The 11665-nt window shown below is 41.8% G+C and carries 10 protein-coding genes; 5 read left to right on the top strand and 5 right to left on the bottom strand.

Going from position 1 to position 11665, the window contains the following annotated elements:
• Positions 1 to 48: 48 nt before the first annotated feature.
• Positions 49 to 576 (top strand): cytochrome b, encoded by a 528-nt coding sequence (locus DABAL43B_RS11940; RefSeq protein WP_079692592.1) that lies wholly within the window; start codon positions 49 to 51, stop codon positions 574 to 576.
• A 256-nt stretch (positions 577 to 832) separates the two neighbouring features.
• Here the strand turns inward: DABAL43B_RS11940 and minE are convergent, their stop codons facing one another.
• From minE to DABAL43B_RS11915, 5 genes are all read right to left on the bottom strand, one after another.
• A complete protein-coding gene (gene minE / locus DABAL43B_RS11935; RefSeq protein WP_079692590.1) occupies positions 833 to 1123 on the bottom strand; it encodes a cell division topological specificity factor MinE in 291 nt (96 codons plus the stop codon).
• 2 nt (positions 1124 to 1125) lie between these two features.
• Positions 1126 to 1938 carry a septum site-determining protein MinD gene (minD, locus tag DABAL43B_RS11930; RefSeq protein ID WP_079692589.1) on the bottom strand — a complete coding sequence of 271 codons (813 nt, stop codon included), beginning with the start codon at positions 1936 to 1938 and terminating at the stop codon, positions 1126 to 1128.
• A 378-nt stretch (positions 1939 to 2316) separates the two neighbouring features.
• The gene (gene minC / locus DABAL43B_RS11925; protein ID WP_079692588.1) at positions 2317 to 3213 is read right to left on the bottom strand and encodes a septum site-determining protein MinC; all 897 of its coding nucleotides are present in this window, start codon (positions 3211 to 3213) and stop codon (positions 2317 to 2319) included.
• Positions 3214 to 3293: 80 nt separating this feature from the next.
• Complete coding sequence (locus tag DABAL43B_RS11920) at positions 3294 to 4415, bottom strand: hypothetical protein (protein ID WP_227516685.1); 1122 nt, start codon at positions 4413 to 4415, stop codon at positions 3294 to 3296.
• Between the two features lie 175 nt (positions 4416 to 4590).
• A complete protein-coding gene (locus DABAL43B_RS11915) occupies positions 4591 to 5559 on the bottom strand; it encodes an acyltransferase (protein ID WP_079692585.1) in 969 nt (322 codons plus the stop codon).
• Between the two features lie 489 nt (positions 5560 to 6048).
• On the opposite strand from DABAL43B_RS11915, the gene DABAL43B_RS11910 reads away from it, so the two are divergent.
• The 4 genes from DABAL43B_RS11910 (at position 6049) to DABAL43B_RS11895 (ending at position 11662) form a co-directional block, all read left to right on the top strand.
• Positions 6049 to 6702, top strand: a complete 654-nt coding sequence (locus DABAL43B_RS11910; protein WP_079692584.1) for an OmpA family protein — start codon at positions 6049 to 6051, stop codon at positions 6700 to 6702.
• A 300-nt stretch (positions 6703 to 7002) separates the two neighbouring features.
• Positions 7003 to 8457 carry an imelysin family protein gene (locus DABAL43B_RS11905; RefSeq protein ID WP_079692583.1) on the top strand — a complete coding sequence of 485 codons (1455 nt, stop codon included), beginning with the start codon at positions 7003 to 7005 and terminating at the stop codon, positions 8455 to 8457.
• A gap of 273 nt (positions 8458 to 8730) precedes the next feature.
• The gene (locus DABAL43B_RS11900) at positions 8731 to 10395 is read left to right on the top strand and encodes a di-heme oxidoredictase family protein (protein WP_079692582.1); all 1665 of its coding nucleotides are present in this window, start codon (positions 8731 to 8733) and stop codon (positions 10393 to 10395) included.
• 106 nt (positions 10396 to 10501) lie between these two features.
• Complete coding sequence (locus DABAL43B_RS11895; RefSeq protein ID WP_079692581.1) at positions 10502 to 11662, top strand: imelysin family protein; 1161 nt, start codon at positions 10502 to 10504, stop codon at positions 11660 to 11662.
• Positions 11663 to 11665: the final 3 nt, after the last annotated feature.

Here is an 11665-nt window from a genome sequence, read left to right as displayed (position 1 = left end):
ATTCACATCATTAAGCAGCCGTTAGCGATAGAGGTGACACAATAATTTATGAACAATACCCATTCAAATCTGACAAAGTGGTCGGCTACTAGTCGACTTTTTCATTGGATTAGCGCAATTTTATTGCTAATCACGTGGATAATGATGCTGTTGTATAACAACCTTGATAGCAAGGTCTACATTGGATTACATAAGGCTTTTGGGGTTAGCTTGTTGTTTTGGATGATAGCGCGAGTGATTAATCGCGTCTTTACGAAAGCGCCGCCACCAGTAGCTATGCCAAAATGGCAAATGCTACTCTCGAAATTATCGCACTTTGCGCTATATGCACTACTAATTGCTATGCCAATAGCAGGACTGCTCATGTCTATTTATGGTGGACGACCGGTTGATATTTTTGGTTTGTTTCAGATACCGGTATTTGTTACTCCAGATAGAGGTTTGGCACGACTTTATAATGACTGGCATACCGATATTATCTGGCCAATGATTATCGCCTTTACGCTTATACATATCGGCGCTGCTTTATATCATCAGTTTGTGAAGAAAGACAATTTAATAGGCCGTATAAAATAGCGAATGCTAGATAATAGAAAATATGCACAAAAAAAAGCCCTAAATAGGATACTTAGGGCTTTTCTTCATAAGCGATTAAAGTGTGTAGCTATCTATTGGATAGTCAGTCCTAAATAAAAGAAGTGCAAATATTATAACGCGCTACTGGGATGAGTTTTTCTTGCTTGCTGTGCCTACGCAGACAGAGGCTACAAAAAAACTAATCCCAGCAGCACTGTATTCTTTTAAAAGTGGATCAACTAAATCGTCAATAGAATTATTTTTTATGCTCAGGTAAATTAATATTCATCTCTAGCACATCTAAGCTGTCTTCAGAGCGATGATTGATATTGACATCATCAATCTGTACGCCATTGACATACTTATTAACCACTTCTAGTATCTCACGTTTCATTTTTTCGATACGGTCTGCGGTCAAGCGATTGCTTAAGCGATTTTCGCTAGCAACAATAACCTTTAGACGCTCAGTTGCCATATTGGCGCTGCCTGAATTACTGTTGTCATCCGTGCCGAATAGACTGCTCCAAAATCCTTTTTTCTTACTCATTATTAACCCCCAAACCAGCGCTGTAATAGACTCTTTTTCTTCGCATCAATATGACGTAGCGGACGCTCTTCACCTAAGAAACGGGCGACTATATCGTCATAACACTGACCAGCAACAGAATCCGTATAATGAATTACGGGCTCACCATGGTTAGATGCCTCAAGCACTGAGTGGCTTTCGGGAACAACGCCAAGTAAAGGCACTTTCAAGATGTCGTTTGAGATAGTGTCAATATCCATCATCTCGTTAGCTGCTGCACGCTCTGCATTATAGCGGGTAATGATGAGATGCTCACGTACAGCCCCTTGGTTTTCAGCCACCTTTTTTGTCTGGCTTTGCAAAATACCAATGATCCGATCTGAGTCACGTACTGAAGAGATCTCAGGGTTAGTCACAATGATAGCTTCATCCGCATGATACATCGCTAGCTGAGCACCGCGTTCGATACCAGCAGGTGAGTCGCAAATGATATAGTCAAATTGCTTAGAAAGCTCTTCCATAACCTCTGCCACACCTTCGTCTGTTAACGCGTCTTTATCACGTGTTTGACTGGCAGGCAATATGTATAGGTTTTCTAGCTGCTTATCTTTGACAAGCGCTTGTGATAGGCGTGCATTACCATTGATAACGTCGACAAAGTCATAAACAATTCGATTTTCGCAGCCCATAATCAAGTCTAGATTACGCAAGCCTACATCAAAATCGATAACAACTGTCTTATAGCCACGTAATGCTAAACCGGCGGCAAAAGACGCACTGGTCGTGGTTTTGCCCACACCGCCTTTACCCGAAGTGATTACAACAATCTTCGCCACAATGGCACACTCCTATGAATTAATGAGATTATTTATGAGTTGATGAGATAGTTATTATATAAAACAGCACATATATAAAGTAGCATATTTACTGGTTGTCCATATACCGTATATGTACTATCTGCGAGCGTAAGCCTAGCATAAATATAGCAAAACTTATAGCAAGTCACTATTAAAGCTTAAAAACTAAAGCCTAAAAAGGACTCGTATATAAAGCTAGCTTTGTTAGTCATATATAGACGACTGCAGTTGGGGTAAATAGTGGCAGAGCCACAGATTCATCATAGCGCAGTTTTGTTAAATAAACTTGCTACAATATGAATTAGGCCATGCATCTAACCATTTGGTGGTTATACGTACATTTATGTCAGTAAGTATTTACGGTTTAACGCCTTTAGTAATCTGAGATTCATCTATTATAGTAAATACCAGTCCTTGACCTTCTAAAAAACGTACCTCTACTGATTTATCAATTATATGCTCAGGCAGATTGTCGCGTAAGCAATACGTACCTGCTACCGAAACAAGAGAAGGGTTAAATGTTTGGCAGAAGATACGCGCGTCTTTATCGCCAGTAGCACCTGCGACTAAGCGTCCTTGGGCGCGACCATATACATGTAAATTATTATCAGTGATTGCTTCTGCGCCACTATTGACACTATTGGTCAAAATTAAATCGCCGCCGACATGATTGAGGCTTTGTCCTGAGCGCAGCATTTGATCATAGATGAGGCTGGTAATATGTTCAGCACTAATAAGTGTTTCTGCAGATTCTACAGATAAAGCCGCTTCAGTGGTTTCGCCCGTTTCAAGCGTTTGATTACCGTTTACTGAGTCAGTGTTATCAGTAGCGGTTTTAGGCTCGCTATTACTATCAATAGCTGCCGTAGTCGTAGCAGCTACTTGGCTCAACTGAGTCGTGGCCTTTTTGCTGGGCAAAATGCGCTCAATACGCTTGCCATCTGCTGGGAATATCGCCAATCGTAATTCGCGTGCTTGTGCGTCAAGCAGACCTGTCACTACGCCGATAGGTTGTAAGCCCCAAGACCAAAGTAGCTCTACCAATGCCGATAAATCTTGCTCTACCTCACTATCAATCAATACTGGGATATGACTGGTCTTATTACTCAGCGTTGTTTGCAGCTGGGCTGTAATGGCAGCAAAATCATCAGTACTAAACTGCAACCGTGAAAAGGTCAACATTTTGCCATAAAAAGCTAAGGCTGGCGTGGTTGTCGAGGCGAGGGCATGGTGGTTATTGTCTGAAATTGTCATAGTATAAATCCTCAAAAGATGGTCATGTTGCTGTATTCACGGTGCCGTTTTTTATTATCAAGTCGCTACTTTAAATAGCTCTATAAGTTAAGTATGTCTTTATTCTTCCATTGTTGTATTTTTAAATTTGATTCAAATTCTGACAAGCTCTCAGAGAAGACACGGGCTATAAGACTTTCAAGTTCAGTATTATTAGTATCAAGTTGGGCGACACCCTGCGAAATTGCCACCATTAGCGTATCGATGCGCTCAGGGTCGAGCAAACACTCATTGAGGGCATTGACGACATTTTCGCCAATATTATGACCGATATTCAATAATTGTCCTTCAATCAGTTTACCGGCTATTGGAATTAAGCGCAGCAAACGGTGCAGCTCTGGAGTATTCGCCAGTGCATTTTCGACTGCATTACCGATATCAATGGCGAGCATTTTGCCATTTTCTGAGTTGCTATTCAGGTTTTGCAATTTTGGTGCAAGCTCTTGGCGTAGTAAGGAGAGGAGCGCGGCTTCAATCTCATTGCGATTGCGATTAAAGGTCGCATCAATCAACGACTTTTGCATCTTAGGATCGGTCAATTGTTGCCGATAGTTATCAATCGTAGTCAAAACAACGCGATCCGACAGCTCTTCTAATAGTAAATTGATATAGAATTTAATCCGATTGATCCAAGGTTGCGGTAGGACTTGATAGCCAAGCTGGTGTAGGCGTCGCCCGATAACCACCGCTCGGAATAAACGTAGCGCTCGTAGCTGTGGAAAGCAACCCAGCACTTCATACCAATGCACAAAGGGGAAAAAGAACCAGCGATAATATATCTTTTGTTTAATGGCAACTGCCCAGCGTAGCAGTAACTCAATAACTAAGAATATAGTGAAAAAGCCACCCGCAGTACGCAGGGAATCGTGTATCGTATGTTGATACCATAACACAGCATTACTAAGTGACAGCCAACCTGCGACATTGGCGCTAATAAAGTCACTCATCAAGATAGTATCAATACTAATCAGTAATAGATCGATACTGATCGCGATAATCATCACAATATCATAAGTCAGCTTCAACCGATTTGGCTGTGGGCGATTCGGTTGCGGTGATAGGGGTAATAGGCTATCTGATGACTCTGAGTATGCTGAGGACTGATTGAGCGCTGACGTTGGCTCTATAGGCGAGCTAGTAGTAGAAGAGGCGGGCACAGTCATACCTTATTAAATAGTAAATGGCATCAGCAATGAATGGCTTTACGCCAATCACTACTAAATAAATAATGCGTTTTAATGGTTATTCACATTATCAATGAATAACACCAAAAAACAAGCCATCAACCATTATAATTTGATATTTTACAAATTATCTTTTTATGCGAAATCAGTATTTTTAATTGCTTTGATTTTCAAGCTCAGGTGTCACATTAAATTCAGCCAACATATCCGTAATGCGCTGGTCTTTTTGCTGCCAAATTTGCTCTACCCAATCAAACATTTTTGCTTTGACAGTCTCGTCATTTTCATAACCACCATCTTGGATAGCAGCAAATAATGCGTCTGGCATCTTGATATGGCGAACATCGACGCCGAGGCGTTTGATATTACCTTTCCATAAATCGCCATAGGTCGGCACCCCATCAGGATAAACAATGGTCATATCCAAAATACCATCAATATCATCACCTAGCGCATTTATAGCAAGTGATAAACCACCCGCCCGTGGTTTTAATAAATTTTTATAAGGTGAGTGCTGCTTATCACGTTTAGTGGGTGTAAAACGGGTACCTTCTAAATAGTTTAGCAAAGTAAATGGTTTGTTTTTTAATAGTGCGCAAGCGCGTTTTGCTTCTTCAATATCTTTGCCTTGCAGCGCCGGATTCTTGGCGATGGCTTCTTTAGAATGCCTACGCATCATGGGGAAGTCTAAAAAGTAAAAGGCTTGACCAATGACAGGGATGTAGATCAGCTCAAACTTGGTAAAAAACCGCGTTAATGGCAAACGCTTTTCACTAATATATTGCACGATACTGGTATCGACCCATGATTGATGGTTACTAAGCAGCAAGTATTTACCATACGTATGCACATCATCAGGCAGGCTAATGCGCCAGTCTTTATCCGGCAAAATATTATCAATTACAGCATTGTTGCTATTAATCCAATAATTAGTGACGCCAATCACTGTCTTATCTGCAATCTGTGAGCCAGTGATGGCTTTGGTGGCACCCATCAACCAGATAGGGATACCGGCAGCAATACTATTAGCCGTGATAACACCTGTGGCGGTCGCTAACGAGAGCGCTTTGCCCAGCTTAGGAGTGCGCTTATGTATTTTTTGTATGGTGGAGTTAAATCGCATATCCAATCCCTATATATTAGTTTTATGAATCTATTAAGCCTGTTTTTCTACAATCGCTGCTTCTAATATACCTACATAAGTCCAGTATTTCTACTTTCTACTCTAGCATTCAACTGTTTTTACGGTCATCGCTAGTCTTTGAAGGTCTATCAGAGCAAAATAGTGAAATATTGTTCTTATGAGGTATATTATCCATTTGCTATCCACTTTACGGCATGATTTTAGCAGAAAAGAATCAGAGTGTACGAGTGTAAACATGACTTATAATAACAAATAATAATGATTTCTAGAGGATTGTCTGTAAGCACTTATGCACTTCTCATACATAGATGTGACAAAATATTACACACAATTAGAATGGGATTGCCATAATAATAAAAGTGTAGATAGACAACTAAACGATGTTGCTAAGTGATATTTGTCATAAGCAATTTTCATAAAAAACACAACTTATCTATTATCTTATTTTAAAAATTATGAGGAAATATTATGCGTAATACATTAATGGTTGCAGCAATAGCATCAGGTTTGGCCCTTACTGGCTGTGCTACGGATCCTAACACTGGACAACAGCGTCTTAATAAATCTGCGATCGGCGCTCTAGCTGGTGCGGCAGGTGGCGCAGCTATCTCTAAAGCGACTGGCGGCGACAAGACTGGTCGTGATGCCGCTATTGGCGGTGTACTTGGTGCTGGCGTTGGTTATTACATGGAGCGTCAAGCTAGACAGCTTGAGCAGCAAATGGCTGGTACTGGTGTAACAGTGACTCCAAATGCAAACGGTAACATTGATCTAGTCATGCCAGGTAACATCACTTTCTCATTCGATGACGCTACCCTTAATAATTCATTTAAACCAACGCTTGATAAGCTTGCATCAACGATGAACGAGTATAACCAAAACTCAGTAACCATCGCTGGTCATACTGATAGCAAAGGTTCTGATTCTTATAACATGAAATTATCACGTGACCGTGCTTATGCAGTAGCTAACTACCTAAGTGCACGCGGCGTATCATCTAGCCGTATTAATGTAGTCGCTTATGGTGAGTCTCGTCCAGTTGCTGATAACAGCAGTGAATATGGCCGTCAGCAAAACCGCCGTGTTGAGCTAACGGTTAATGCGCCAAATAGCGTTCGTTAATTATTATTAAATTGATAATATAAAGATTCAGATAAAAAGGTTGGCGAAAGCTGGCCTTTTTTTTGATTAAATTTTGTCTACTTATTAGCAAATTATATTTGATAATAGTTATCAATAACATTATAATTCCCAATCATTCAACTGTTGGATACTTACATTCCGTTCGTATTTTATGACGGAATGGACGATTATTAACCAGCGTCTAGCGTAGTTAGCTTATGTGCGGTACTGCTAACAATGTTGAATATCTCTGTTATTTCCCTTTCTTTCTTATTTTAGTGCAGCCCTTCAAGGACATATATGAATATCACTACAGTGACAAGCCGTAAAATTTTACCGACCACTTTAGCTGCTGCACTGGCAGGGATATTAATGCTATCAGGTTGTAGCAAACAGTCTGATGAGACAGCTACAACGGATGCGCAAGCTGAAGTAAAAGAGACAAAGAATACAAATAGTAAAACCTTATCAGCAGCTGACCAAGCACATACGGATCGTTTACTTATTAGTTATGCTGATATGGCGCATGCTGCATACAAAGACTCTTTGGAAACCGCAAAGATTTTACAGACTGCGGTGAACACCTATGTAGAAACCCCAACACAAGCCAATTTGGATGCAGCAAAGGCCGCTTATAAAGCCGCGCGCCAGCCGTACTCGCAGACTGAAGTCTTCCGATTTGATGAAGGTTTTGTGACGGCCAATGATAAGCGTGAGATTGGTAGCATTGATGGTTGGGAAGGACAGGTTAATGCTTGGCCACTAGATGAGGCATTGATTGACTACGTTACTGACGACTATGCAGGCGAGTACAACAGTAAAGACAATATCATCAATAGTGATAGCATTACAGTCGGTAGTATCAAACAAGATAGCAGTATCATCACCCCCGAGTTATTAGCTGAAATGAATGAGATCGGCGGTAGTGAAGCCAATGTGACAACTGGTTATCATGCGATTGAGTTTATGTTATGGGGTCAAGACACCAATGGCGTTGCTGAAGGTGCTGGTAATCGCCCAGTTAGCGACTACGTGACCACCGACGGTGAATGTACCAGTGGTGGTAGCGCAAATACCGACGCGAGTATTTGTGAGCGCCGCGGTCAATATTTAAAAGCGGCTACTCAGCTGCTGGTCGACGACCTAACAGCGATGGAAGCGCAGTGGCAACCTGACAGTGAAAATACCTTACGTAGTGATATGATGGCGCGTAAAGACACGAATGGTCTGCGCCAAATCATGTATCAGATGGGGAGCTTAGCGCTGGGTGAGCTTGCTTCTGAGCGTATACAAGTGGCTTTTGTCACCGGTTCTACCGAAGATGAGCATGAGTGCTTTAGTGACTTGACCCATCTAAGCTACGCCAATAATGCCCGTGGTATTCAAAACGTCTTTAATGGTAGTTATAAAACAGTCGCTGGTAAAACGGTAGGCGGTTATGGAGTTAAGAACTACCTTATCGATACGGGCAACAAAGAAGCTGCTGATAAGCTAGCTGCTGATTTTGCAAAGGTAGAAGCCACCTTTAATGTGATTGTCGAAAAAGGCGAGAAAGAGAATATCAAGGTTGATCAGATGATCGCGACGGTAGGACAGGCAAGTAAACATGGTATTTCTGCTGAGGAGCAAAATAAGCGTCGTGGTTGGATTGAAAGCAGCATTACCAGTTTACAAGAGCTGACGGCTGGTATTGAAAATGCAGCAAAAGCGGTTGGTATTGATAATCTAGACGCAGACGCAGGCTCACAGTTTTAAGTCATTATTGTTTTAAATTATCATTACTTAATATTATCAGATATATGTATTTATAATGCCTGATAAGTCGCTATAAGTTAATGAGAATTATTTTCATAAGAAAGTAAATTATGTATAATAAACACGTTGTCAATTTTGGTTGGCAGCGTGTTTTTTTATAGCGTATTAAAATAGCCGGATAGGTCAGTGCGCAGCTGTTACTTATCGACTAGAAGTGAAGAACTTTATAGCACGCGATTTTAATGGTTCTATACTAGAACTAAGGTACTCTCTATGACCATCACCAATGTCTTAAAAGTTAAACAATACGCCTCGTTTTACGCTTCTTTTATCCACAAAACTGCGCCATTAAAACTATCGTTAGGGATGCTATGTGCACTATCGATAAGTGCCTGTCAGCCGACTGATGATGTTGCTAATAATACGGCTGAAAGTGATAATAAAACTCAAAAAAACGCACAATCTCAGGCATTAACTTCTGAACGCGCTCAGACTATCGAAGCGTTAGCTGGTGTGCCTATGCAGCAGCTCGCTACCTTTGATCCGCAAGAGATTAAGCAAGGTGGTGATACTGGCATCAGTATTACAAGTAGCGAGAGTTACTCCAAACCTTCGTCAAATATCACCGCGTCACGTAAAGGATCTTTCTTTATTGGCAATGCGTTTTTTCGACAACCGTGGGTGATTGCCCCTGCTAGTACGGATAGCCGTGATGGTCTTGGCGCATTATTTAACGTTGCTGCTTGTCAATCGTGCCATGTAAAAGATGGTCGTGGTCATGCTCCTATGACTAGTGATGACGATGCAGACAGCTTGCTCATTCGTCTGGCCATGCCAGCCACAACGGCTGAGCAACGTCAGCAGTTGCAGGATTCGCTTATCGAAAAAGTCGTCCATCCTATGTATGGCGGTCAATTGCAAGATCGCGGTATTCAAGGCGTTCCAGCAGAAGCAAGAATTGCCGTCCAATGGACCGATAAGCCGGTCACTTTTGCTGATGGATATGTCGAAACATTACGCGCACCGATCTTTAACTTAACCAATCCAGGTTATGGTCCATTTGATGGTGAACTCATGGTATCGCCGCGTATCGCCTTACCTATGATTGGGCTTGGGCTACTTGAGCAAATCCCAGACACTGATATTAAAAAGCAGGCTATCAAGGCAAATGATGTTGATAGTGATATTAAAGGTAAATTCAATTTGGTAATGGATCCGCAAACGGGTAAAGTTGCATTAGGTCGCTTTGGCTGGAAAGCCGGTCAAACCAAGCTGCTTACTCAAAACCAAAGTGCCTTTAATGAAGACATGGGATTAACCTCAAATATTCGCCCTACAGAGTCGTGTATGCCGACGCAAACCGCTTGTATGAATGCCGCAACTGGCGCTGATGAGCAAGGTAATGGTAAGCAACCGGTTGAAGTTAATGATGAAGTAGCAAAATTTGTAGAGTTTTATACACGTAATTTAGCGGTGCCGCATCGCCGTAATGCGGATGACAAGCTGGTATTAGCTGGCAAAAAGCACTTTTATGATATGGGCTGTCAAAGCTGCCATACGCCAAGATATCAGTTGCCAAAAACCGACGATGATCATATTGAGCAGCATGGACAAGTGATTTATCCTTATACAGATTTGCTGTTACATGATATGGGTGATGATCTTGCGGATCGTACAATCGCTGGCAAGCTACCGCCCAAAAACTTACAGGTTGAGTTTTTAGCCAACTCTTATGAATGGCGTACACCGGCATTATGGGGTATTGGTCTTGCCCAAACTGTTGATCCACAAGCGACATTTTTACATGATGGCCGCGCCCGTACACTGATGGAAGCGGTATTATGGCATGGCGGAGAAGCTAAAAAACAACAGCAAAAAGTGCTAAAGCTCGATAAACAAGGGCGTGCTGAATTGAACGCTTTTTTACAATCACTATAAAATCATTATGAATTTTGAACGAGCAAATAAACGACTGTTAACGACATTATCTTCCAATTTAGATATGACGATTTAAATAATTATTCATAATGTTACCGAGAAACCTATGAGAATAAACCCTGCTTTAGCAATGGTGCTATCGGCATTAAGTGCCGGAATACTTATCAGCTGCGTTAAACCGGCTGATGACAATAAAGCACCAGAATCTGACAGCCAAAAGGTGGCGCAAGATAGCGCTGAACCTAAAACCAGTGAAAATACAGCCAGCAGTGATAACAATAGTGAGAAAAAAATTATCGCGGTAGATATCAGCGCTGATACTGAAAAAACTTACTTAACCCATGTGGCTAATGACATTGTTATTCCAGCATATGCTGATGCGGCTAAACAAAGCGATTTGTTGCATGATTTGGCACAGAAGCATTGCCAGCAAGTGCCAGTAAGCGGTGATGAATTGCAAGCGCTGCGTGACCAATGGCTGGTATTAGCGCAAGCTTGGGCGAGTGCTGAGATGGTCAATTTTGGTCCTGCGACTGCCAGTATGAGCAATCTATATATTAATTACTATCCTGATGAACGCGGTCTGGTACATAGTGGCGTTGCAGATCTGATTACTGCCAACCCCAAACTGACCGCTGAGCAGCTCGCTAACGAAAGCGCCATTGTCCAAGGTGTACCAGGATTAGAAGAAGCGTTATATGCTAATGACAGCTTGGACGCTGGTCAGTGCGCGTATGTGATGAGTGCGAGCAGCGCATTGAGCACACGCCTCAAAGATATTGAGAAAAACTGGCAGCAAAACTCAACCGATTTATTAGCAATTGATAAAACGGCGGAAAGCGACCAAGGGTTGAACCAATGGTTTAACTCTTTGCTATCATTGGTTGAGACCATGAAATCTAACGCCATCGATCAGCCGCTAGGTCTAACAGGTAAAGCTAAGGGTCATTTACCAGCTGCGACCGCAGGGCAAAGTCGCGCGATTATCAATGCTAAATTGGCGATATTGAATAAAACCATGACCGATCCGGTGCTTACTGCCATTTTGGGTAGTAATGATGAAAATGCAGTAGCTGATAATCTATCGACCGCACTTGCTGATACCACGACATTATTGGCACAAATGCCAGAAGATCTAGCCACTGCCGATAAAACCACGCAGCAAGAATTGTATGACAATCTTACGACCATTACTCGTGTGATTAAACGCCAATTGATTCCGACACTTGGTATCCGTGTCGGCTTTAATAGTACCGATGGCGATTAAATA

This window comes from Psychrobacter sp. DAB_AL43B (genome assembly GCF_900168255.1).
In the GTDB taxonomy this organism is placed as follows: Bacteria; Pseudomonadota; Gammaproteobacteria; order Pseudomonadales; family Moraxellaceae; genus Psychrobacter.
This window is presented reverse-complemented; position numbering and strand designations above follow the sequence as displayed.

What these genes read in the sequence shown, in the direction of transcription:
- DABAL43B_RS11910 (WP_079692584.1), top strand. Translation starts at nt 6,049, where the DNA reads ATGCGTAATACATTAATGGTTGCAGCAATAGCATCAGGTTTGGCCCTT.
- DABAL43B_RS11900 (WP_079692582.1), top strand. Translation starts at nt 8,731, where the DNA reads ATGACCATCACCAATGTCTTAAAAGTTAAACAATACGCCTCGTTTTAC.
- minC (WP_079692588.1), bottom strand. Translation starts at nt 3,213, where the DNA reads ATGACAATTTCAGACAATAACCACCATGCCCTCGCCTCGACAACCACG.
- DABAL43B_RS11940 (WP_079692592.1), top strand. Translation starts at nt 49, where the DNA reads ATGAACAATACCCATTCAAATCTGACAAAGTGGTCGGCTACTAGTCGA.
- DABAL43B_RS11905 (WP_079692583.1), top strand. Translation starts at nt 7,003, where the DNA reads ATGAATATCACTACAGTGACAAGCCGTAAAATTTTACCGACCACTTTA.
- DABAL43B_RS11915 (WP_079692585.1), bottom strand. Translation starts at nt 5,559, where the DNA reads ATGCGATTTAACTCCACCATACAAAAAATACATAAGCGCACTCCTAAG.
- DABAL43B_RS11895 (WP_079692581.1), top strand. Translation starts at nt 10,502, where the DNA reads ATGAGAATAAACCCTGCTTTAGCAATGGTGCTATCGGCATTAAGTGCC.
- DABAL43B_RS11920 (WP_227516685.1), bottom strand. Translation starts at nt 4,415, where the DNA reads ATGACTGTGCCCGCCTCTTCTACTACTAGCTCGCCTATAGAGCCAACG.
- minE (WP_079692590.1), bottom strand. Translation starts at nt 1,123, where the DNA reads ATGAGTAAGAAAAAAGGATTTTGGAGCAGTCTATTCGGCACGGATGAC.